Origin of the sequence: Neoalteromonas arenosi, assembly GCF_030362855.1 — a bacterium.
Lineage (GTDB): Bacteria > Pseudomonadota > Gammaproteobacteria > Enterobacterales > Alteromonadaceae > Alteromonas_E > Alteromonas_E arenosi.
The window spans coordinates 1-22893 of sequence record NZ_JAUCBP010000007.1; the positions used below are offsets into that span (position 1 = coordinate 1).

Here is a 22893-nt window from a genome sequence, read left to right on the forward strand (position 1 = left end):
ACAATAGCGACGTGGTACCACCTGACTCCATTCCGAACTCAGAAGTGAAACACGTTAGCGGCGATGGTAGTGTGGGGTTTCCCCATGTGAGAGTAGCACATCGCCAGACTCCTATTTAAAGTGAAGAGGCCACCCAATCGGGTGGCCTTTTTGCTTTATGTACGATGTTTATCAATGGGCTGCTCGAACGAAGTGACTAAAACCTGGATGGCCAGCCCGCACGAGAGCGTTTTAGAACATGCTTTAGAATGGCCCGAATCGGTAACCGCGAGGGCGAGGGCAGGACTGCCCGAGTAAAGTAGCACATCGCCAGACTCCCAATAAATACAAAGAACCCAGCTTAAGGCTGGGTTTTTTGCTTTTAGCAGCATCTAAAGATGCTACACCGCAGGGAAACCAAACCCATCAAGGTGTCATGCAAATAACCACTCCATAGCAGAAAGATAGATGTCACACATCCATGTGGCGGCGTCCAGCCGTTCATCCGTGAACGTCGTTCAGTCGGGCGAAGCAGTGCTTCGCTGTCAACTGGCTTCACCCGTGACGGGCGCGGCCCCATGTGAGTACAGTGCTTTTAGTGAGTGCTAAAAGTAAGTTACCGTCATCCCCGCGCAGGCGGTGACCTTCTTGGCACATAGCTATCTATCTACGCAGAAAAGCGGAGATCCAGTATCAAGTACGGGGTAACTTCAACTTGTTCTGGGACCACCTTGCGCGACAAATATACAAAGTACGTCCAAGCGTTCAAGCGATAGAAAACAGGATATAAGAGACCAATAAACGCAGTTGTGACACACTTTGTAACACCTCACTACTTGTGTGGTTATTGGACTCGTTTATTGGTGTTTTTGCGGTTTTAAACTTTTTCGAATTCTACGACGACTTATAGTTAATGTATAAGAACGTTACCGCAGAATTAAAAAATGGACATTACACGCTCAGCAATAAAAAACGCAGCTGGTGTTGGTATAGTTGTAGCAATTATCAGTGTAATTGGCTTGTACAGCTTATTTAACCTTCCAATTCAGCTATTCCCAGATATCGAACGCCCGCAAATTTCAATCCAAACGTTTTGGCGCGCCGCATCACCACAAGAGATAGAGTCAGAGATTATCGAGCCTCAAGAAGAAGTCCTGCAAGGTATCCCTGGACTACATAGCATGACGGCTTGGGCAAACCAAGGAAATGCGTGGATCAACCTTGAATTTGGTTTAGAAACCGACATGCAGCAAACGCTGATCGAAGTCATAAGCCGTATGAATCGAATTCCACCCTTACCCAGAGATGCACTGTCGCCTAACATTATGCTTGGAGGCTGGGGAGGCGGTACGCCAGCGTTAACCTATTTCTTTCTACAAAAGCTTCCCGGTAATACCGGCAATATTGACCAATATGTCACGTTTTTCGAAGAAGAGGTTCGCGCTGAACTTGAAAGTATACCGGGTGTCGCTCGTGTTCGAATGGAAAGCGGTATTGGTGGCCCACAAGAGTTCCAAATCGTGTTTGACCCATTCCTCGCCGCAGAGCTAGGTATCGACTTAACTAATATTACCCGTATGCTGGGGTCATCAACCGATGTGTCTGGGGGTTTTGTCGAAGTTGGACGACGCCGATATACCATGCGATTTGAAGGGCGTTATTCACCGGATGAAATGGGTGACATGATTTTAGAGTGGCGGGATGGAAGTCCAATTCGCTTAAGAGATATCGCCGATATCCGCATCCAACGTGCAGATGGCTCTAACTTTAGTATCCAAAATGGTAACACGGCGATTTCTATTCGCATTGATCGCGAAAACAACGCTAACGTACTCACAACACTGGAAGCGGTTAAAGATAAAGTCAGCGAACTCAATACCGAGTTGTTGGCACCTCAGCAGTTGACTATGGTGCAGTCCTTTGACGCATCAGTATTCATCTACCGCGCAATAAACTTAGTATCGAGCAATTTGTTTATCGGTGTATTGCTATCCATTGGCGTATTGTGGTGGTTTATGCGCCAAATGCGCGCAACAGTAATTGTCGCCTTAGCTATTCCGGTATCGCTGCTTAGCACATTTATCGTGCTACAGATAACCGGGCGTTCGCTGAATGTTATCTCACTTGCTGGTTTGGCATTCGCTGTCGGGATGGTGCTAGACGCTGCCATTGTCGTGTTAGAAAACATTGTCAGGAATAGAACCAGTAATAAAGATCAAAAGGAAGCTGCAACTGTAGCGACTTCACAAGTATTTGGCGCATTGATGGCCTCTACTGCCACAACGGTGGCTATCTTTATCCCGGTTATGTTTTTAAGTGATGTCGAAGGTCAGCTCTTTGCCGATCTAGCCTTAACAATTGCAATAGCTGTTAGCATTTCCTTCATTGTTGCAGTGACCGTACTGCCGGTCATCGCCAGCCGTTTTCTTAAGGGGGAACTGCCTAAAGATCGATTATCGGGCGTTTGGTCGAAAATGGCGGGTTTCGTGATGCGTTTAAGTGCGACTAACAGACGCCGTTGGACAGTTGCTGTTGTTCTTATGTCGATTCCGGTAGTCGCGACATTCTTGCTAATACCAAAGCTCGATTATTTACCGCCAGTTAAACGCGACGCTGTTGATGCGTTCTTCAATTTCCCCGCCGGCGCCAGTGAGCAATTCATCGAACAGGAAGTTATGTCGTTAGTGGTTGAGCGTTTACAGCCCTACATGGATGGCGAGAAACAACCAGCACTGAAGAATTACTACATAATTACCTGGCCGAATGGCGGAACCATCGGCGTGCGCGTCCAAGATCAAACCCAAGTTAAAGTGCTAGAGGATTTAATGCGCAATGAAATCCTTAAAGATCTACCTGATACCCAAGCATTTGCCATGCAAGGTAACTTATTCGGTGGCTTTGGCAATGGCCGCTCAATAGATGTGAGATTGCAGGCGATTGATCAAGATGGTTTGACTCAAGCAGCCGCACAAGGACTTGATCTGTTACGAGCAGCATTTCCTGGCGCTAACGTTCGCGCTAATCCGAGCTTGGAGCAAGCTGAACCTGAGTTGCAGTTCTATCCCAATGATTCACGCATTATGGAAGTGGGCTATGACCGCCCGCGCGTTGCTAGTTTGGTTAGAGCGATGGGCGATGGCGTTTATGTTGGGGAGTATTTCGACGGCATCAAACGCATGAATATCATCCTGCGCTCACAAGATTGGCAAACCCCTGAGCAATTGGCCACAACGCCACTGATGACTCCGAGCGGTGAAATTGTGCCATTGGGGGATTTGGTAAACGTTACTCGTGCAGTCGGTCCAAGCCAGATCCAACGTGTCGAACGCAAGAGAACGCTGACATTAAGCGTCAACCCGCCGGATGATATGACCCTCGAAGAAGCCATGAATATCATTGAGCAAGAAGTCGAACCACAGTTATTAGCTGCTATGCCAGTAGATGGCAATATTAGCTATGCGGGCAGCGCCAATAGCCTGAATCAAGCGATCACGACTATGAGTCAGAACTTTCTATTTGCTATGGGTCTTCTGTTTGTTCTGATGGCAGGACTGTTTAGGTCAGCGAAGGACAGTTTACTAGTGGTCCTTGCGATTCCACTGGCAACAGTCGGTGGTGTCGTGGCCATTCGTTTATTGAACCTTGTGACTTTCCAACCATTAGATTTACTGACAATGATCGGCTTTATCATTTTACTTGGTTTAGTCGTAAACAATGCGATTTTACTTGTACATCAAACGCGTCAAGGAGAGCGAGCTGGTCTCAATCGTACCGAAGCGGTTGAGCAATCATTATTACTGCGTTTACGTCCTATATTCATGAGCACTATGACATCTATCTTTGGCATGTTGCCACTGCTTTTAATGCCAGGTACCGGCAGTGTTATCTATCGTGGCCTAGCCGCAGTAATTGTTGGGGGCATGATTGTCAGCACGATATTTACCCTAATTTTATTACCTACTTTATTGCAACTGAACCTGCGTTGGCGGCCACGTTTGACAACAAGTGCCGTGCCAGTAGGCAGCTTAGCGAATGCTAAGCATTACAAGCATCCCGACCAGATTTAATATTACGGACTATCACTATGAAAATGCTAACGTCTTTACAATTCGCACTTCTTGCAAGCTGCTCTCTTTACGTAGGCTCAGGTATCGCTCAACAAGCACCAGCACCTGAAGCTGCACTGGTAGAAGTTCAACAAGTTTTAAATGAGTCAATTGCAGATCACATCTGGTTGCCCGGTACAGTCATGAGCCGCACTGACTCGCAAATCGCCGCAGAAGTATCAGGTCGTCTAACGTGGTTGGCAGATGAAGGCGAGATTATTCAAGCCGGTGAAGTATTAGCTAAGCTCGATGATACGCGCTTGCAGCTCTTACTTGGACAGAACCAAGTCAATATCAATAAACTCCAAGCGCGGGTTGATTTACTGACGCGTCGCTCTGAGCGTTTTATCCAAATGGCAGCACAAAACGCCACGTCCAAAGATCAACTGGATGATATCAATATGGAGTTGGAAATGGCCAAACAGGACCTAGCAGAGGCTGAATATACTCTGCAATTGACACAATACCAGATCGCGCAAAGTGAAGTAAAAGCGCCCTTTACCGCAATGGTGGTTGAGCGTTTGCAATCTCCGGGTGAATTCACCGCTGTTGGGCAAAACTTGATGCGCATAGTCGATACACAAAATGTAGAAGTCAGTGTCCGAGCTCCTTTAACCGCCATCCCCTATATCCAAAAAGGCATGATTGTCACCATTGATCAGCAGGCGGCACGAAGCGAACAACCCATTCGAGCGATAATTCCTATCGGCAACGAGCAATCGCGGATGATGGAAATAAGAGTTAGTCTAGATCCGACTGAGTATGCCATTGGCAGTGCGGTAAGAGTTGCTCTGCCGCACAGTGATTTTCACGACGGCCTGACCGTGCCCAGAGATGCATTGGTATTACGCAAAAGTGGTACATTTATCTATCAAGTCAACGCAGATAACGAAGCATTTCGGGTTCCGGTTGAGACTGGTATTGGGGTAGATGAGCGAATCGAAGTGTTCGGAAATATTGAAGATAAAATGCCTGTTGTTACGCGCGGTGCTGAACGATTGAGAGAAGGACAAAAAGTGCGTTTCGAGACTGATAACACTATACTCACCGCTGGAAATAGCAATGCTTTCTAATAAGAAAGAGAATTAAAAAGTATTAATTACAATAACCTACTGGCGTATAACTCAAAAAAAATGTTTTTTTGAAATGTTTTTATAATGTCTTAGGTCTATGTATTCGAGTGTGGCAGACACACAAAATACTCACAATTGTTAATGGGAACAAAAATATGAAACAGATTAAAAAATCATCTATCGCTACTGCTTTAGGCGCAGTTGTAATTGGCTCACTAGCAACTGTGAGCTTACAAGCTAGCGCGACTCCGTTTGGCGCCCAGCAGCTAGATGCTGGTTACATGACACTTGCTGCGGAAGGTAAATGCGGTGAAGGTAAATGTGGCGGTGACAAAGAAGGCAAGTCCACCGAAGGCAAATGCGGCGAAGGTAAGTGTGGCGGTGATAAAGCTGCGAAGGCTACTGAAGGTAAGTGTGGTGAAGGCAAATGCGGCGAAGGTAAGTGCGGCGGTGATAAAGCTGCGAAGGCTACTGAAGGTAAGTGTGGTGAAGGCAAATGCGGCGAAGGCAAATGTGGTGGCGATAAAGCTGCAAAAGCTACAGAAGGTAAATGTGGCGAAGGTAAGTGTGGTGGCGACAAGTCTGAAAAAGCAAAAGAAGGTAAGTGTGGTGAAGGCAAATGTGGTGGCCAAGCATAACGCTTAACTAAATTTTGCAAAAAAAGCCGGTTTAGTTGCCGGCTTTTTTATCTCTATAATTAGATAAAAATACGCCGAGGGCAGAATCGTGAAGAAGTTAGCGGGTGCGGGTTTAGGTTTACGCCGTGAAATGTTAGATGAGCTTATAGAACAGGTACCGAGTGAAGTTGACTTTTGGGAGGTGGCTCCTGAGAACTGGATTCCTTTAGGTGGCAGCTATGCTCGTAAATTTGCGCAACTCACAGCAGGCAACACTTTTACAACCCACGGTTTGTCATTATCCATCGGCAGCACAGACCCTCTCGATCTCGCGTTTGTCCAGCAAGTAAAAGCGTTTTTAGACGATCATGGTATAGAGTTTTACAGCGAGCATTTGAGCTATTGTTCTAGCCAAGGCCATATGTATGACTTGATGCCCATTCCTTTTACCACAGATGCTGTAAAGCATGTTGTTGAGCGGATCCAGCGCGTTCAAGATGTCTTAAAACGCCCACTTATTCTCGAAAATGTATCGTATTATGCAGCGCCAGGACAAAACATGTCCGAAATTGAGTTTACTCAGGATGTGCTGCAGCAATCAGGCTGTGAATTACTCTTAGATGTAAACAACGTTTACGTTAATTCCATTAACCACGGTTATGACGCTAAAGCGTTTATCGAGGCTATGCCAACCGGTAAAATAGTTTATGGTCATATTGCTGGCCATTACGATGAAGCCGATGATTTAAAAGTAGACACACATGGTGCCGACGTGAAAGATGAAGTCTGGCAACTCTTGCGGCACGCCTATCGAGTACACGGTGTATTTCCCACATTGCTTGAACGCGATTTTAATATTCCGAGTATGGTTGAGCTCGTAAACGAAGTTGAAATTATTAAGGGGATTCAGCGCGAGTATAGCAATATTGAGCAGCAAGGATTAATTGCATGAGTGACTTTGCCGATATTCAGCAACAATTTGTCGCACATATTAAGGAACCCAACCATCATGAATTTGATCATGATATAGAAGATCGCCGCTTAAAAATCTATCGCGAGTTGTTTTTCAATAACATTCTCGGCTTCTTAGATAACGCGTTTCCGGTTCTAAAATCGATTTATTCAGAGCCGTCTTGGCAAGTACTTGCGCGTCGATTTTTCTCTGAACATCATTGTCGCTCGCCATATTTTGTCGATATCAGCAAAGAATTTGTTGAATTTCTCGCCAATGAATACACTAACACTTCTACGGATCCGGCATTTCTTCAAGCATTGGCACATTATGAATGGCTGGAACTAGACGTATCTGTGCGCAAAGGTCAACTTGTAACCTCTGCTATTGAGGATTTGTCGGAAACATCCACTATTTACTTTTCCGAGTTAGCGTCATTGGTCAGTTACAACTTTCCGGTTCATCAAATCAGTCCAGACTTTCAGCCGACTGAAGAGAGCGAGCCGGTATATCTAGTGGTGTATCGAGACTCCACAGAAGCGGTGGAGTTTACATTGGTTAATCAGGTAACTGCGTTCTTACTGGATTTATTGGAGCAAAACGACGGACTGGCATTGCCACAGGTACTTGAGGTTCTGCATCAGGCGATGCCACAAATGGCATTTGCTCAATTACAAGATGCAACGATTGACATCCTTAAGCAATTTATCCAAAAACAGGTTTTGTACATCGAGTAACGCAACTCCTCCTATGCTATTTGTGCACGATCAAGTCCGATTTACGCTATCAATTGTTGTCACATTCAAGTACCATTTGCGGCTGTTTTTATGCTCTACGAATAGGTAATCTCAAATGGCAGATAACTCAGAATTTAAAGAAGTTTATAACTGGTGGTACTTCCTTGCCGCGCTAGGCACGTTAGTAGCGTTACCGCTTATGCACATTGTGCTAGGTTGGATCGTATTTTTCTTTAGCCACTAGAAGTCATAGCTGTGAGTACTGAGTATATTAAATCGGTTGTTAAAACCATCCCCAACTACCCAAAACCGGGTATTCAGTTTCGCGATGTAACCAGTGTTTTAGAGGATCATCAGGCCTTCTCTAGCTGTATTGCATTAATGGTCGAAAAATTTGGCCCGATGAACTTTGATAAGGTTGCAGGTACTGAAGCGCGCGGCTTCTTATTCGGCGCACCCTTGGCTATTGAGTTAGGGATTGGCTTTATACCTGTACGTAAGCCAGGAAAGTTACCGCGTGAAGTTATTTCCGAAAGCTACGAACTTGAGTACGGTATGGATACAATGGAAATCCACAAAGATGCAGTTAAGCCTGGTGAGCGCGTACTCATGATTGACGATCTGCTCGCGACGGGTGGCACCATGGTTGCAACAGCGAACTTGATTAAGAGCCTCGGTGGTATTGTCGAGCATGCCGGTTTTGTTATCTCTCTACCTGATATTGGCGGTGCAGCTAGATTGGCAGAGCAGGGGATTTCTAGCTTTGCACTTTGTGAATTTGAAGGCGAATAATTAATTGCATGAGTTACCAAGTCCTAGCCCGAAAGTGGCGTCCGCGAAAATTCTCTGAACTGGTTGGTCAGGAGCACGTTGTCGCGGCGATTTCGAACGCGCTGGATAACAATCGCCTGCACCATGCCTATCTGTTTACTGGCACGCGAGGTGTTGGTAAAACAACAATAGCGCGAATCTTTGCTAAAAGCCTTAATTGCGAAACTGGTCAAAGTGCCAACCCTTGCGGGAAGTGCGGGACGTGTCTAGACATTGAGCAGGGGCGTTTTGTCGACCTGCTTGAAATTGATGCGGCATCTCGCACTAAAGTCGAAGATACGCGAGAACTGCTCGACAATGTACAATATCGTCCGACTAAGGGTGACTACAAAGTTTATTTGATTGACGAGGTTCACATGCTGTCTAAGCATAGTTTTAATGCTTTGCTTAAGACACTGGAAGAGCCTCCGCCACACGTTAAATTTTTATTGGCGACGACTGACCCGCAAAAATTACCCATTACAATTTTGTCGCGCTGTTTGCAGTTCAATCTAAAAGCACTGTCTAGAGAGCAAATAAGCCAGCAACTAGCGCACGTGTTAGGGGCTGAGAATCTTAATTTCGAAATGCCGGCATTGAATTTAATTGCACGGGCAGCGCAAGGCAGTATGCGTGATGCCTTGAGTTTAACTGATCAAGCGATTGCACAAGGTGACAATCAAGTTACTCAAAGCGTTGTCACCGATATGCTCGGTTTATTGGATCGCAACCACATATTACGGCTCGCCCAGAGTTTAGCCACTAAACAAAATCAGCAAGTATTGGATATCGTTGCCGAGCTAGCTACCCAAGCGCCTGACTTTGCGCAAGTGTTGAACGAACTCAATGCGACTTTGCATCAAATTGCTTTGACACAAATTGTCCCAGACGCATGTCGATTAGAGACTACCCATGCGAAAGCGATTTATCAGCTAGCCAAAACGTTTACACCGGAACATGTGCAATTACTCTACCAAATGGGGGTTGAGGGTTTACGCACGTTAAATTACGCACCGGATCCGCAATCTGGAGTGGAAATGGTGTTGATGCGCATGTTGGCGTTTTCACCCAGTGCTGAGCTAGCCAATGTTGAGCGGATTATTCAGAACCCTCCAGCACAAAATTCGAGCGAGCCTCGAGTCCTGACTCGCGAACCTGAGTCAGTATCTGATAGCGTCGATACTCACCCTGAGCATATACACCCAGGTGAGCAATCAAATTCAGAATTTAACGCGAGTTCTGATACAAGTGATATTGACGTGGCAGCGCACGACGATTTAATTGGCCAACAGCATGCGATCGAGCAGCAGGCTGAGCAAATGCGGCAGTCTGCTGAAGTCGCACGGCATGATTCGATGGCACAAGCCAATGAACCAGTAATGCAATCTGAGCCAATACAGCCAGAGCCAACAGTGCCGAAAGAGCCGAGTCAAGACGATGCGAATTTAGCGCGCACTAAAGCAATGCTAGAAATGCAGCAACGTATGATGCGCGGTTTAGAACAAGAGGCGCCAGATAATTCAAAAAAGTGTGAACCTGAGGTTGAACCCACGCCCGAAGCTAGCGTGGATTTCAGTGCGAATATGCTCGAAGAGCAAGCGCCTCAGGTTGATTCGGAAGAAGAAAAACAAATGGCTTGCGTGCCTCAAGAACACGTTGAAGATGTCGTTGAGCCACAATCGGCTGCTGCGGACGTCGTTGAAGACGTTGTTAATGACCCTACAGAACAAGAGACGGTGGCCGCAAACGAGGATATTCAGCCGTTTTTATCTAATGGCGATAAGTTAACGTCAGCCGGCCAAATTGACCGTTGGTCCGCAACTATTAGCGATCTTGATGTGGCAGGTTTAGTTAAGCAAATCGCGATTCATTCGAGCTTCGTACAGCAAGGTGATTCAGTAACATTGACGCTAGACAATGAGCAGCAACACTTACTGAGTGATAGTGCTAAAAATCAACTAGCGCAAGCCTTGCGCACAAGGCTGAACGCGCCCATAGTGTTATCAATAAATGTGGGCGAACCAGAACGAACACCCTTTACCATTCAAAAATCAATCGATCAGATGCGTCACCAATATGCCTGTGAGATCGTGGATAGTGATCCTGCCATCGAGCAATTGCTCAGTGCATTCAACGGCACAGTTTTATCTGACAGCATCGAACCACAATAGTTAGGAGATACAAAATGTTTAAAGGCGGTATGGGCAACATTATGAAACAGGCCCAACAAATGCAGGAAAAAATGCAAAAGGCCCAAGAAGAACTACAATCTATCGAAGTCGTAGGAGAGGCTGGTGCAGGCATGGTTAAAGTCACTATGACTTGCAATCACAATGTGCGCCGCGTAGAGATTGACCCTAGTTTGATGGATGACGACAAGGAAATGATCGAAGACTTGATGGCGGCCGCTACCAATGATGCAGTGCGTCGGGTGCAGACTACGAGCCAAGAAAAAATGTCAGCGGTAACTGGCGGTATGCAAATGCCTCCTGGCTTCAAGATGCCATTTTAGTTTTACTCCAGAGAATTTGAAGCCTGCAGCAATTGTAAATATTTTGTATTGATGAATACGATGCTAGTTTGCTCATCTACTTAACCGTGGCTGGGATGCGCTCTTTTTGGGCCAGTTGAATATTGATTTCGTTACTAAGCGCGACTTCTCGAAACTTAAATTATTGGTGGCGATTAATAATCTAACAATAAATTCAGCCTCTTAATAAAGGTAATGTAACTTGACCCTTTTAGAAAGACTTAGAATTGAAACACATGAGCTTCACAAAGAGCTAGAGTCAAAATACCCATTTAATCGATTACTTTCAAAAGAGCTTTCTGCACGGGATTACGCTTGTGTTCTTAGATGTTTGAACGCTTGGTATGAAGAAATCGAACCTGAGATTCTCAAGGTCTGTGAGTTGGATGTGAATGTCGTAACAAAGTACGAGGCGTCAACGCCGTTTCTGCATATGGACCTCAAAGCCTTAGGTGAAACTCCACAAAAACAATTATCAGCGTTGCAGGCACTCCCCCTTAATTCAGAGCTTGTACTCGGCTACCTATATGTTGTGCTAGGAAGTGCTAACGGGGCGACTCAAATTAAACGTCATATGCAAAAGAATAACATGAAGCTGCCGGTTAACTTTTACACAAAAAGTGTCAACGATATATTAATTTGGAAATCTTTTGTCGAAGATTTAAAAGTGAGAGATAAGACTTTCACTGAACAGCAAAAGAAGGATGTGATTCAAGGCGCTAGTAGTGCATTTGAATCATTGATTAATATCAATTCTCTTTTGAGCTAATTTTGATCTGATTGGCCACTTTCGAATATCTCTGACAAGTCTTTCAGAGAGAATGGTTTATAGAGTAGTCTGTAGACATGGACCCCTCTTTTACGAAGAGAACCATTGTCTTTTGTCACATCCCCAGTCATCAATATCACTTTGGTTGATATTCCTGCTGGTATTTCTAAAATCACATCCTCGCCAGATTTTCCGGGCATTTGCGAATCTATCATCAGATAATCAAAGTGATTAGACTTAAGAGTCTGAATAACTCTTTGGCCTGAAGACAGCGTTTGAACTTCAAATCCGAGGGTCTCTAGCTGCATAGCTACCAACTCTCTTATTTCCTGTTCGTCATCAACAATTAGTATGTTGCATGTACCCGCTTTGTTAATCGGTGACTTTGTTGGTTTGATTACTTTTTTAGGGTTTTGGGCAGTCTCTATGGTCAGAGATACAGTGGTGCCTTTGCCTCTCTCAGAGCGAATATTTAACTCTCCTCCGTTATCTGACAATAGGCGCTTAGATACGGTAAGTCCTAACCCAGTTCCTTCACCTCTAGGTTTAGTTGTATAAAAAGGATGAAAAACCTTCTCTAGATTCGATTGGGATATACCTTCTCCTTTATCAACAATGTCGATGGTAAGTTTGTTTTTTTTAATTCCCTGTTTTATTTCGACATGTTTATACGGTGAATCCTCAAGTGCGTGTATGGCGTTTGTAATAATATTTACCAACACCTGTTGTAAAACGCTTTTATCAATTGCACACCAAGCTACGGCTTGATCGGTTTCGTAATGTAAAGTGAAACCTTTAGGGCTATATAACTCTCTCATGAGTTCAACAATTTCATTAACTGCTTCGTCAATGTTGCATATGGCCCCAGTAGTTGATTCCGCGGTACGTCGACTAATACTTTTTAAACCGGCAACAATTTTTTTAATCCTCTCGCTAGCGGCCCTTGCTCTCTCATTATGTTTACGAGCGACTTCAAAAGTACCAGCAGATTCCAAGAGCTCATGTGATTGTAACTCTAAGCTGTTCATTATTATTGCCAGAGGATTATTGATTTCGTGACCCACCGTTGCCGCCATTTCGCCCAAAGATATTAATCTACTGTGTTCAACTTGCGTGGTATCCTGGGCGATGTCAGAATTTAGGTTCCATACTTCATCAGTAATATCGATATTCGTGCCAACGATTTGCAGAACTTCTCCGGATTCAGATAATACCGGTTTTGCATGCGCTCTTATTAGGCGCACCCCTTTTCGTGGATGTCTGATATGAAAACTTGCTTGAAAGGGCTTTTTTTCATAGACATTTTTCTCAAATCTTGATGCGGTGTGTTCTCTATCCTCTTCTAGCAAAGCACTTCTCCACGCATCATACGTTCCACTAAAGTTACTTTTGTTGATCCCGTAAATGCGGAACATTGATTCATTCCAGAGCAATGAGCCATTTTTAAAGTTAAGCCACCAGAGGCCAATATCGCTTGTTTCCGAAATTAACTCTAATTCATGCTGTCTTCTCTTTTGGACCAGTATTAAGTACGCTTCTTTTAAACGTTCACTGAGTAAGTGAATTACTTTTTTATCGGCTTCAGTCCACTCTTTGGACTCTGTGTCCATTTTTTCTTGCCACAGTGCAAAAGAACGTCGTGGTGACAGGGTCTCCACATCATTTAGTTTTGTGAATTCCTTCGTTGTTGGGTTGCCTGCCCAATTTACGATACTTGTGACCACATTTCTAAATAGAATTATGTAAGCTGTACTGTCTTTATTTTGAGGCGTCGTATTATTGGTTATGGGTATTACACAAACACCAGCACAACGATTCAACAATTTACTGTCATTTGAAATGTGCCCAATATTTTCAGAAGTAATCCAAGTGTTTTCAGGGCACGTTAACTCAAATAATTTACCAAAAAGCTTTTCTGACGTTGTATTACCGAACTTTTGTATATTATTCCCGATAATCAACGCAGCTCCGTCAGATTCAGTTAATCTAAGCAATTCAGATACAAAAGCATCTGCAGTGTCAGGACTTTCAATTATCTTCAAAAGACGGTCTAACGCTAAAAAGTCCACAGCTCGTTGCTGTTTCTTTGATACGGCTAAGTTTTCTAGTTTTTCAATATATAATGATGTAATCGATGCTAGTGATGAACATAATTGTCTTTCGTTAAAGTTAAGAATCTTTGCGCCTGAATAATGATGGCATGCAATAAGTCCCCACAACTTCTCTTCAACCATGATCGACATGACTAAAGTCGCCTTAACCCCCATGTTTTGGAGGTATTTTATATGCATAGGTGAAATACTGCGTGAGTCGACCAATGTTAAATCAATAGGCTCTAAAATATCGGAGTGGGTGATAATCACGGATGGTATATAGTCGACATCTGCAATCAGGCGCGTTAGCTTTGTTGAGTAAAGTTTGCGCGCTTGAGCTGGAATGTCGGTATGTGGATAGTGTAGACCTAGAAAAGCTTCAAGATGATTGAGTTTACTCTCAGCAACAACCTCCCCATTCCAATGCTTGTCGAATCGGTAAACCATGCATCTATCATATAGAGTGTACTTTCTAATATTATTTGCGATGCAAGTAAAAATTTCTTGCGGAGTGGAGCACTTTTCATACGACTCGATGAAGTTCTGAACGAATGGTTCATTGCTCTGCACGTGATGTAAATTATGCGATGCGGATTCAAGCTCTAGACACAGCCTGTTGTGAGGAAGCTCTGTGATATTAACAGAATATTTATGCTTATTAATTACTACTTCTGTTTGACTGGTATTTGAAGATAATATGTCGAAAGAAGAAAACACCGTTAACTCAAATAGCTTCTTACCAAGGAAATGTTTAGGGGGTTTGTCAATTAGTGCTGGGAAATTATCAGAAAATCCACATATCTTTTTTTTACTATCCAGAATGATAATGAAGGCGTGAGGTTGAATTGCGCCGGGAATATGTATCGGTTCTTGGTCACAATTGTCGATAGTTACCTGTTTTCTGATGTTCATAGGGTTGGGCAGCCACAAATATAAGCATTTCTCACATCGTCTGGCCAAAGTATAGTCTAAAAAACAATATGTCCAGTTAATACCGTTCGCGTACTTTTAGGAATCATATACGCTGCGTTAAAAGGGACTTACTATTTTTTGTTCAAAGTAAGTGCCAGCGCGCGAAAGAGCCCGACTAACGCGTTGGTCCTTACTTATAAAACTTTTTTCACTATTTAAAAATAAGATCGTGGATTTATTCTTGTTGCTTAAGGCATACTTCTTTAAAATAACGCATGAACTTCCTGAAATTGATACTGAGGATGTCACGTGATACAAAGTTCATGACCCTCCTTACTGCTAAGGGCATCACTTTGTTTATTAACGATTACATCGCATCGTTTGGTTTCAAAATTCTGTTTTCATTGGACTACGCATGAGCAAAAGTTTTAGTCCGTTACTCAGTGAGCTAATCGAAGCGCTACGCGTTCTACCCGGAGTCGGTGGCAAAAGCGCCCAGCGTATGGCGTTTAGTTTATTGGAACGCAACCGCGACGGTGCTTTGCGATTAAGCAAAGTGTTGCACGATGCTATGGAGCACATTGGCAATTGCACCCAATGCCGCACCTTTACAGAGAAAAACTTGTGCGACATATGTGCTCACCCCACACGAGGTAGTGCCGACACCATCTGTATTGTCGAGGCTCCTCAGGATGTGTTGGCAATTGAGCAAACCTCACAATTCAAGGGGCGTTATTTCGTTTTAATGGGGCATTTATCACCGCTTGATGGCATCGGTCCTGAACAGATTGGGCTTGATGTATTGGCTGAGCAGCTTGATGCCGGTGGTGTGAACGAAGTTATCGTGGCTACTAACCCAACCGTAGAGGGCGAGGCAACATCACATTACATTGCGGAGATGTGTCGCAAACGCAGTATTAGTGCTTCGCGTATTGCGCACGGGGTGCCCGTTGGTGGTGAACTTGAGTACATCGATGGCAATACACTTGGACACGCGCTGTCTGGCCGAAGAGGAATTTAGGCCAACTCGGCGTTTTTATCACTCTTACCCTAGCGAAAAAATCCTCAACCGAGGTTGAAAAATTTCTCCTTGACCACACTTACTTCGCATACGTAATTCCATACTGTTGTTAAGGAGATTAGGTCTTATGTCGCAAGCGGCACACCCAGAGACTCACGGTTTTCAGACTGAAGTAAAACAGCTGTTGCAGCTGATGATCCATTCATTGTACTCGAACAAAGAAATATTCTTGCGCGAACTCGTATCAAACGCGGCTGATGCAGCCGACAAGTTGCGTTTTAAAGCATTGTCAAATGATGCGTTATACGAGAATGATGGTGACTTGAACGTCAAGCTAAGCGTAGATACTGACAAAGGCACGATCACAATATCGGATAACGGTATTGGTATGACACGTGATGAGGTCATTGAAAACCTCGGTACTATTGCGAAGTCTGGCACCAAAGACTTTTTCAGTCAGCTGACGGGTGACCAAGCCAAAGACTCCAAGCTCATTGGCCAATTTGGTGTGGGTTTCTATTCAGCGTTTATTGTTGCGGATCAAGTAACCGTGCGCACGCGAGCTGCCGGTGCTGATAAAGCCCAAGGTGTAGAATGGAGCTCTGCAGGTGAAGGTGAATTTACTATCGCCGATATCGAAAAAGAGGATCGTGGAACTGAAATCACATTGCATGTGCGTGAAGAGGAAAAAGAGTTTGTTAACGATTGGAAGTTACGCTCAATTGTCGGCAAATACTCTGATCACATCAGCATTCCAGTACTTATGTGGAAAGCGCCTACCGAAGAAAGAGATGGTCCGGACGGCGAAAAAATCCCAGCACAACCAGGCGAATGGGAAGCGGTAAATAAAGCGACAGCGCTTTGGACGCGTGATAAATCAGAAATCACTGATGAAGAATATCAAGAGTTTTACAAGCATGTGTCACATGACTTTGCTGATCCTCTAGCGTGGTCTCACAATCGCGTAGAAGGTAAAACTGAATACACTAGTTTGTTGTATATTCCCAGCAAAGCGCCATTTGATATGTGGAATCGCGAGCACAAGCACGGCTTGAAGCTGTATGTTCAGCGCGTATTTATTATGGATGATGCTGAGCAGTTTATGCCGACGTACTTGCGTTTCGTCAAAGGCTTACTCGACAGCAATGATTTACCACTCAATGTCTCGCGCGAGATATTACAAGACAATAAAGTATCTCAAGCATTGCGCCAAGGCTGTACTAAGCGCGTATTGCAAATGCTAGAGCGTATGGCGAAAAACGATGCTGAGAAGTATCAGGCCTTTTGGACTGAATTTGGTAATGCCCTAAAAGAAGGTCCTGCGGAAGATTTTGCTAATCGTGAAAAGATTGCTGGACTATTGCGGTTTGCATCGACAGAGAATGACTCGAGCGTGCAAAATGTATCATTAGATGACTACATTGCGCGCATGAAAGAAGGTCAGGATAAAATTTACTTTGTCACAGCTGACAGCTATCAAGCGGCCAAGAATAGCCCGCACTTAGAGATCTTCCGCAAGAAAGGGATTGAAGTGTTGTTATTGTCTGAGCGTATTGATGAGTGGTTGATGTCACACTTGACTGAGTACAAAGAGAAACAACTACAGTCGATTGCACGCAGTGACGTAGATTTATCAGCACTTGATGATGACGAAAGCAAACAAGCGCAAGAAGAAGCCGAAAAAGAAGTAGAAGGCGTTCTAGAGCGCCTTAAAACCGCTTTAGGTGATAAAGTTATCGATACTAAATTTACTCATCGTCTGACTGATTCGCCAGCAGTTATTGTGGCTGACGACAATGGCATGACGACACAGATGATGAAGCTTATGCAAGCTGCGGGACAGCCTGTCCCAGAAGTGAAGTATCATTTCGAAGTCAATCCAGAGCACGCATTAGTTAAACGGATTGCCGAAATACAGGACGAAGAGGCATTTGCTCAATGGGCTAATGTACTGTTTGATCAAGCCGCACTATCTGAGCAGGGTAGTTTGGAAGATCCTTCTGCATTCGTGAAGAATCTGAACAGCTTGTTAATGACACTATCTAAATAAGCGCTAATTAACCTTCAAAAGGCGAGTCTTAAGACTCGCCTTTTTTTGGCTTTGATTTTAAGCGTATGCGCAATTAGTCTAATGAATACAGATTATCCGGTGTCTTTCTTGTGTTGCTGGATATGAATGTGTAAAGTGCTCGCAGTCAAAAAAATAACGATGGAGAACGCAGTATGCGGATTATTCTTCTTGGCGCTCCAGGCGCCGGAAAAGGAACTCAAGCACAGTTCCTAATGGGGCGTTACAACATTCCTCAAATTAGTACCGGTGATATGCTTCGCGCCGCGATAAAAGCAGGTACAGAGATGGGGCTTGCAGCTAAAAAAGTTATGGATGCCGGTCAATTAGTCTCAGATGAGATTATCATTGGTTTGGTTAAAGAGCGTATTGCACAACCCGATTGTCAAAACGGCTTTTTACTTGATGGCTTTCCACGCACCATTCCGCAAGCAGAAGCAATGGATACCAACAATATCAATGTTGACCACGTTATAGAGTTTGACGTAGCCGATGATGTTATTGTTGACCGCATGGCGGGACGTCGAGTTCACCCTGCATCAGGTCGTGTTTATCATGTAGTTTACAACCCACCCAAAGTTGAAGGTAAAGACGATGAGACCGGCGACGAGTTGATCGTGCGCGACGATGATAAAGAAGAGACAGTGCGTAAGCGCCTAGATATTTATCACGAGCAAACCAAGCCGCTGGTGGATTTTTATCAAGCCGCCGCAGGTGAAAACAAGTGTCAATACCATAAGCTGGATGGTACGCAACCGGTAGAATCGGTTAGTGCACAATTGGCTGAGCTACTAGGGTAGGACTATGCACGCTGCACTCGTTGAAATTACCGGCTTCTATGCCAGCTTATTAGCGATTTGTTACCTTTACCTGTCGGTTTTGGTCATTCGCTCTCGCCGTTCTGCGAAAGTAAGCCTCGGTGATGGCGGTGATTCCACCTTGCAGCAATTGTCCAGAGCACATGCGAATTTTGCTGAATATGTACCGATTACACTTATCTTGGCGTTTTGCTTGGAATTAAATACAGACTTTACGCTCGTTGTGCATATTGCATGTGTTTTGCTCCTATTTGGACGGCTAACTCACGCTTATGGTTTGCGTCATCATATTGGTGCTAGCTGGCAACGCGTAGTCGGAATGCTGTCAACCTTTGCTGCAATTGCGCTTCTAGCGGTGTTTAATCTAGTATGGTTATATTTTTAAACACTCAGCGTTTACTATGAAAAACGGCGCCGTAAGGCGCCGTTTTTCGTGACAGGGAGTTTCCAGTTTAATCGAAGATTATTTGTTTTCGATTAATTGACTGCCAATCTCAATTTTACGAGGTTTTTTCGCCTCTGGGATCACGCGTTCAAGGTCAATGTGCAACAGACCGTGTTCCATATCTGCGGCTAGCACTTTTACGTGGTCACCGAGCTGAAATTTGCGTTCAAAATTGCGTTCTGAAATACCTTTGTGCAAGAATTTTTGCTCGGTTTTCTTCGCTTCTTTAGAACCCATGATCGTTAAAGAATTCTCTTGTACCTCAATGCTGACGTCGTCTTTGCTAAAACCAGCGACTGCCATCGTGATGCGATATTTGTCATCGCCAATTAATTCGATGTTGTACGGCGGGTAAGCGCTTTGTTTTTCAGCACGAGTTGCAGCGTCAACGAGAGACGCTAAGTGGTCTGAACCGATGAATGAACGGTAAAGTGGAGATAGATCGATAGTACGCATAGTCATATCCTTTATATTAAGCAATATGTTTAAAAAGTTGCCCCGATAATCGGCGGCGGTTTTATCGGCCTCTCATGAGCACCGATAAAACATATATGAGACTACCCAACTATTTTTCAAGAAAAAAATTCAAATTAATTTTTAAGTTGTTGAAAATATTTAAATTATTTCTTCAAACCAACGATCTTTTCGAGGAATATAATAATTGTCTAAGTCCAGGGATGTGATAACGCGCGTGGCTTTACCCGTGATTTCTGTTTCAGGAATAAAACCGTAAACACGTGAGTCGGCGCTGTGATTACGGTTATCACCTAATACTAAGTAATGACCTTCGGGCACAGTGACGAGAGCAAAGTTGTCCATACCGCTGGTAACCTTCGTCAATTGGATTGCATGGGGGGGATCTGACAGTTCTTCAATCAGTATGTCGCCCTGTTGGCGATAAGTTACCGCTTTTCCATTAATAAATAACTGATTGTTAACCATGGCGATCTCGTCGCCTGGAACACCAATTACGCGCTTAATCAATCGATTGTCCGCTTTACTCGATTCAAACGTCACAATATCACCGCGCTGTGGCTTATTGCGCTGCATAATTACTATATCTGTAAAGGGCACGTCTAAACGGTAAGCCATTTTATCCACTAATACGCGGTCACCTTCAATAATGGTTGGCAGCATTGAACCGCTGGGCACATGATACCAATCTGCGATACTGCTACGTGTGGCAAACAGTACGAAAATAAACAGGATAAAACCAATATTGTCTTTAATTAAGCTGGCCAAATAACGCATGAATCTACTCTCTCAACTCGATGTGGGTAGCATACAATGATTGACAGTTTACCGGCACCCTGAACTTGTAAAATATTGTGATCAGCGAGCGGTAAAAGGTTAGTCCAAGCCTACGACTCGCTTTAGGCCTTCCCACCAATAGAGTGTGTGTAACACTGTGCGGCGCATTGGCGCCACTGGGTATTTTTTTAGCGGTGTCTGGAAATAGGGAAGTTTGGGTAGAGTCTCTGGCTCATACAGTTGCTGCGCAAGGCGTTTACCCGCTTGTATGGAAAACGCTAGCCCAGCGCCACAATAGCCAGCGCTGTATGATGTTGCGGTTGCCTTATCGTGATAAATTCGTGGGTAATCATCCATGGAAATATTGACCCAGCCGCTCCAAAACTGCCCAATTTTGACGTTACCCAGCTCAGGAAAGGTCATTTTCAATCCGTTGAGAAGATTTTGCTTACTCTTAACAGAATCTGCATTACGACCAGCAATAGCACCGCGCCCACCAAACAACAGTCGTCCATCAGCTAGGATACGGTAGTAGTATTTTAGCGAGCGTGTATCCATCACCATCAAGCCATCGCGCACCTGTAGCTTGTCCAATTGCTCTTTCGTAAGCGGTTGAGTCACTAAGATACTCGACATCACTGGAAAGTTGCGATTGTAAAGTGATGCGTGCAGTTTATTGGGTCCATAGGCATTGGTTGCGAGGATTAGCTGATTGGCTTCAACATTGCCATTAGGTGTATAAATCAGGTGCTTACCATTGCTGAACTCAGTATTTAAGACTGGTGTATTGCCAAAAATTCGTGCACCGCTGACCGCAGCGCGCTTTGCCAGTCCATGTGCCAGTTTCCAAGGATTAACACCAAAGGCATTAGGGTGATATATGCCACCATATTGTTCCGTACTTGCAATATACTCTGCGGCAACCTGAGCTTGGCTAAGCGGAATTATTTTATCATTGTAGGTGTCGCTAAAGACGCGTGCTTGTTGATGCAATTGCTCGGTCTTTCGTTGCGTGTGGGCGAGTTTTAAATAACCGCCTGCTTGCACGTCACAAACAATGCCCGCATCGATAAATGCCTTTACCGTATCTACCGAGGCCAAGTTCTCTGCGTAGATCCCAGCGGTAGTCTCTTCCCCCCAGCGCTTGTGCATTTGCGCAACGCTCAACCGTCCTGTACCTGGCAATACAAAGCCGCCATTGCGGCCGCTGCAGCCCCAACCGGGTTGATTGGCTTCAAACAGTGCAACATTAACACCGTATTGTTCAACTAGATGGAAAGCGGCCGAAAGTCCGGTAAACCCGCCACCGATAATGGCAACGTCAATATTAATATCTTGTGTGAGTTGGGGATAACTAGGCTGCGCCTGATCCTCGGCCCAAAGACTCGTAGGTGCCCGTTGATCAGCGGGTATAGTGTTGTCTAGCAGAGGGTCATACATTGATTATTTAAACGTCAGCATCATTTCCGCCGCTGTGCATTCGCAAAGATCAGTACAAACGGGGCATTGGTAATTGTCTTCAATACACAAATGCTGCCACTTATTTGGATGTTCAGCAATGAGCTTAGCGCCATTTGCTGAAAAGTAGCGGTATGCAGAGTTGCCAGGACTGGCTAACCATATATGCGCTAAACCACCTAACGCACCTTGTTGTTTAGCGCTTTGTATCGAGTGCTGTAAAAGCGCTGAGCCCACCCCCTGGCCGCGCATCACCTCATCAACCGTATTGCATTTGAAATAGCACACACGCTCGCTGGGATGCGGCCACATGTCGGTGCTGCACCATTTGTCTATGGTCCAATTCTGTGCCGCTAATGTCAGTCGAAAACCCACCAAATATCGGTCGCCGACTTGTTGAGCGGTGTATCGTTCATTACTTGGGATTTCATCGTGGCCGACCAATGCCACATAGCTAGCGTTAATGTTTTTATGCCAGCTCGCATTGCCAATCGCAGTGAGTGAGTCTGGATCAAGATAATTATCACCGTGCACACGATTACCCAAGGCAATAATCGCAGAATAGAATTGCTCACTTAGTGGTAAATACTCGACCATAACGATTAACCGCTAAGTGCGTTATTTGCCAGCATGGCGTTGGCGCAATACATCGACAACACTGGTCAAATTGGTATCACTGGCTTGCAATAGTACGATTAAGTGATACAAGAGATCGGCTGCTTCGTTATGCAACTCGTCTATGTCTTTAACCGTTGCTGCAAGTGCAGTTTCAACACCCTCTTCGCCCACTTTCTGCGCGATACGCTTAATCCCTTTGGCATACAACGAGGCGGTATAACTTGAGTCAGGATCTGCGCTTTTACGCGCTGCTAGGGTGCGCTCTAGATCAGCAATAAAGGTCATGTCTGGAATATTGGCTTGTGACCAGCAGCTTTCTGTACCTGTATGGCAGGTGGGACCGGCTGGCGTGGCCAAAACCAAAATTGAATCCGCGTCACAATCAACACTCATATCCACTAGACCTAGTGTGTTATTTGATGTTTCGCCTTTGGTCCACAGGCGCTGTTTAGAGCGGCTGAAAAACGTTACAAGACCGGTATCAAGCGTTTTAACCACGGCCTCTTGGTTCATAAAGCCTTGCATTAAGACTTTGCCACTGAAGGCGTCTTGCACGGTCGCTGGTAGCAACCCGCCCATTTTATCCCACGCGATATCAGCTATATTGTCGGTGCTAATTTTAGTTGCCATTGTCTG

General features: G+C 44.7%; 20 protein-coding genes and 1 rRNA gene. 15 read left to right on the forward strand and 6 right to left on the reverse strand.

Annotated features, from left to right (window positions below):
- The 11 genes from rrf to QTP81_RS06555 all read left to right on the forward strand — a co-directional run.
- A 5S ribosomal RNA gene (gene rrf, locus QTP81_RS06505) occupies positions 1-109 on the forward strand; the annotation flags it as partial.
- An 814-nt stretch (positions 110-923) separates the two neighbouring features.
- Positions 924-4046 carry an efflux RND transporter permease subunit gene (locus tag QTP81_RS06510; protein ID WP_289364523.1) on the forward strand — a complete coding sequence of 1041 codons (3123 nt, stop codon included), beginning with the start codon at positions 924-926 and terminating at the stop codon, positions 4044-4046.
- A gap of 17 nt (positions 4047-4063) precedes the next feature.
- A complete protein-coding gene (locus QTP81_RS06515; RefSeq protein WP_289364525.1) occupies positions 4064-5158 on the forward strand; it encodes an efflux RND transporter periplasmic adaptor subunit in 1095 nt (364 codons plus the stop codon).
- Between the two features lie 155 nt (positions 5159-5313).
- Entirely contained in the window at positions 5314-5796 is a 483-nt protein-coding gene (locus tag QTP81_RS06520) for an HvfA family oxazolone/thioamide-modified RiPP metallophore (protein ID WP_289364527.1), read from the forward strand.
- Between the two features lie 88 nt (positions 5797-5884).
- Positions 5885-6727 carry an HvfB family MNIO-type RiPP peptide maturase gene (locus QTP81_RS06525; RefSeq protein ID WP_289364528.1) on the forward strand — a complete coding sequence of 281 codons (843 nt, stop codon included), beginning with the start codon at positions 5885-5887 and terminating at the stop codon, positions 6725-6727.
- Positions 6724-7464 carry an HvfC family RiPP maturation protein gene (locus tag QTP81_RS06530; RefSeq protein WP_289364531.1) on the forward strand — a complete coding sequence of 247 codons (741 nt, stop codon included), beginning with the start codon at positions 6724-6726 and terminating at the stop codon, positions 7462-7464. The genes QTP81_RS06525 and QTP81_RS06530 overlap by 4 nt, the downstream gene beginning before the upstream one ends.
- A gap of 115 nt (positions 7465-7579) precedes the next feature.
- On the forward strand, positions 7580-7708 hold the full coding sequence (locus QTP81_RS06535; protein ID WP_289364532.1) for a hypothetical protein: 129 nt from the start codon (positions 7580-7582) through the stop codon (positions 7706-7708).
- Between the two features lie 11 nt (positions 7709-7719).
- Positions 7720-8256 (forward strand): adenine phosphoribosyltransferase, encoded by a 537-nt coding sequence (apt, locus tag QTP81_RS06540; protein WP_289364533.1) that lies wholly within the window; start codon positions 7720-7722, stop codon positions 8254-8256.
- 8 nt (positions 8257-8264) lie between these two features.
- Positions 8265-10445 carry a DNA polymerase III subunit gamma/tau gene (gene dnaX / locus QTP81_RS06545; protein ID WP_289364534.1) on the forward strand — a complete coding sequence of 727 codons (2181 nt, stop codon included), beginning with the start codon at positions 8265-8267 and terminating at the stop codon, positions 10443-10445.
- A gap of 14 nt (positions 10446-10459) precedes the next feature.
- Entirely contained in the window at positions 10460-10786 is a 327-nt protein-coding gene (locus QTP81_RS06550) for a YbaB/EbfC family nucleoid-associated protein (RefSeq protein ID WP_289364535.1), read from the forward strand.
- Between the two features lie 220 nt (positions 10787-11006).
- Positions 11007-11573: a biliverdin-producing heme oxygenase gene (locus QTP81_RS06555; RefSeq protein ID WP_289364536.1), complete on the forward strand. Its 567-nt coding sequence runs from the start codon at positions 11007-11009 to the stop codon at positions 11571-11573.
- Here QTP81_RS06555 and QTP81_RS06560 read toward each other — a convergent pair.
- Positions 11570-14578, reverse strand: coding sequence for an ATP-binding protein (locus QTP81_RS06560; protein WP_289364537.1), 3009 nt, complete (start codon positions 14576-14578; stop codon positions 11570-11572). The two genes, QTP81_RS06555 and QTP81_RS06560, sit on opposite strands and share 4 nt — an antisense overlap.
- A gap of 415 nt (positions 14579-14993) precedes the next feature.
- Between QTP81_RS06560 and recR the strand changes: the two genes are divergently transcribed.
- The 4 genes from recR to QTP81_RS06580 all read left to right on the forward strand — a co-directional run bounded on the left by recR (position 14994) and on the right by QTP81_RS06580 (position 18870).
- Positions 14994-15599 (forward strand): recombination mediator RecR, encoded by a 606-nt coding sequence (gene recR / locus QTP81_RS06565; RefSeq protein ID WP_289364538.1) that lies wholly within the window; start codon positions 14994-14996, stop codon positions 15597-15599.
- Between the two features lie 127 nt (positions 15600-15726).
- On the forward strand, positions 15727-17649 hold the full coding sequence (gene htpG, locus QTP81_RS06570) for a molecular chaperone HtpG (protein ID WP_289364539.1): 1923 nt from the start codon (positions 15727-15729) through the stop codon (positions 17647-17649).
- Between the two features lie 173 nt (positions 17650-17822).
- Positions 17823-18467: an adenylate kinase gene (gene adk / locus QTP81_RS06575; RefSeq protein ID WP_289364541.1), complete on the forward strand. Its 645-nt coding sequence runs from the start codon at positions 17823-17825 to the stop codon at positions 18465-18467.
- A 4-nt stretch (positions 18468-18471) separates the two neighbouring features.
- A complete protein-coding gene (locus tag QTP81_RS06580) occupies positions 18472-18870 on the forward strand; it encodes an MAPEG family protein (RefSeq protein WP_289364544.1) in 399 nt (132 codons plus the stop codon).
- A 78-nt stretch (positions 18871-18948) separates the two neighbouring features.
- On the opposite strand, the gene QTP81_RS06585 is transcribed toward QTP81_RS06580, so the two are convergent.
- The 5 genes from QTP81_RS06585 to hisIE all read right to left on the reverse strand — a co-directional run bounded on the left by QTP81_RS06585 (position 18949) and on the right by hisIE (position 22887).
- Positions 18949-19386, reverse strand: a complete 438-nt coding sequence (locus tag QTP81_RS06585; RefSeq protein WP_289364545.1) for an Hsp20 family protein — start codon at positions 19384-19386, stop codon at positions 18949-18951.
- A gap of 159 nt (positions 19387-19545) precedes the next feature.
- Positions 19546-20181 carry a signal peptidase I gene (gene lepB / locus QTP81_RS06590; RefSeq protein ID WP_289364546.1) on the reverse strand — a complete coding sequence of 212 codons (636 nt, stop codon included), beginning with the start codon at positions 20179-20181 and terminating at the stop codon, positions 19546-19548.
- A gap of 99 nt (positions 20182-20280) precedes the next feature.
- Positions 20281-21621, reverse strand: coding sequence for an NAD(P)/FAD-dependent oxidoreductase (locus QTP81_RS06595; RefSeq protein ID WP_289364547.1), 1341 nt, complete (start codon positions 21619-21621; stop codon positions 20281-20283).
- A 3-nt stretch (positions 21622-21624) separates the two neighbouring features.
- Positions 21625-22236, reverse strand: a complete 612-nt coding sequence (locus QTP81_RS06600) for a GNAT family N-acetyltransferase (RefSeq protein ID WP_289364549.1) — start codon at positions 22234-22236, stop codon at positions 21625-21627.
- A gap of 21 nt (positions 22237-22257) precedes the next feature.
- Positions 22258-22887 carry a bifunctional phosphoribosyl-AMP cyclohydrolase/phosphoribosyl-ATP diphosphatase HisIE gene (gene hisIE, locus QTP81_RS06605; RefSeq protein ID WP_289364550.1) on the reverse strand — a complete coding sequence of 210 codons (630 nt, stop codon included), beginning with the start codon at positions 22885-22887 and terminating at the stop codon, positions 22258-22260.
- Between the last annotated feature and the right edge of the window lie 6 nt (positions 22888-22893).

Excerpts from the sequence above, each read along its gene's own strand:
- htpG (WP_289364539.1), top strand. The coding sequence starts at position 15,727 with ATGTCGCAAGCGGCACACCCAGAGACTCACGGTTTTCAGACTGAAGTA.
- QTP81_RS06520 (WP_289364527.1), top strand. The coding sequence starts at position 5,314 with ATGAAACAGATTAAAAAATCATCTATCGCTACTGCTTTAGGCGCAGTT.
- QTP81_RS06580 (WP_289364544.1), top strand. The coding sequence starts at position 18,472 with ATGCACGCTGCACTCGTTGAAATTACCGGCTTCTATGCCAGCTTATTA.
- QTP81_RS06515 (WP_289364525.1), top strand. The coding sequence starts at position 4,064 with ATGAAAATGCTAACGTCTTTACAATTCGCACTTCTTGCAAGCTGCTCT.
- QTP81_RS06560 (WP_289364537.1), bottom strand. The coding sequence starts at position 14,578 with ATGAACATCAGAAAACAGGTAACTATCGACAATTGTGACCAAGAACCG.
- dnaX (WP_289364534.1), top strand. The coding sequence starts at position 8,265 with ATGAGTTACCAAGTCCTAGCCCGAAAGTGGCGTCCGCGAAAATTCTCT.
- QTP81_RS06530 (WP_289364531.1), top strand. The coding sequence starts at position 6,724 with ATGAGTGACTTTGCCGATATTCAGCAACAATTTGTCGCACATATTAAG.
- adk (WP_289364541.1), top strand. The coding sequence starts at position 17,823 with ATGCGGATTATTCTTCTTGGCGCTCCAGGCGCCGGAAAAGGAACTCAA.
- QTP81_RS06535 (WP_289364532.1), top strand. The coding sequence starts at position 7,580 with ATGGCAGATAACTCAGAATTTAAAGAAGTTTATAACTGGTGGTACTTC.
- QTP81_RS06550 (WP_289364535.1), top strand. The coding sequence starts at position 10,460 with ATGTTTAAAGGCGGTATGGGCAACATTATGAAACAGGCCCAACAAATG.
- QTP81_RS06595 (WP_289364547.1), bottom strand. The coding sequence starts at position 21,621 with ATGTATGACCCTCTGCTAGACAACACTATACCCGCTGATCAACGGGCA.
- QTP81_RS06600 (WP_289364549.1), bottom strand. The coding sequence starts at position 22,236 with ATGGTCGAGTATTTACCACTAAGTGAGCAATTCTATTCTGCGATTATT.
- QTP81_RS06585 (WP_289364545.1), bottom strand. The coding sequence starts at position 19,386 with ATGCGTACTATCGATCTATCTCCACTTTACCGTTCATTCATCGGTTCA.
- QTP81_RS06510 (WP_289364523.1), top strand. The coding sequence starts at position 924 with ATGGACATTACACGCTCAGCAATAAAAAACGCAGCTGGTGTTGGTATA.
- lepB (WP_289364546.1), bottom strand. The coding sequence starts at position 20,181 with ATGCGTTATTTGGCCAGCTTAATTAAAGACAATATTGGTTTTATCCTG.
- hisIE (WP_289364550.1), bottom strand. The coding sequence starts at position 22,887 with ATGGCAACTAAAATTAGCACCGACAATATAGCTGATATCGCGTGGGAT.
- recR (WP_289364538.1), top strand. The coding sequence starts at position 14,994 with ATGAGCAAAAGTTTTAGTCCGTTACTCAGTGAGCTAATCGAAGCGCTA.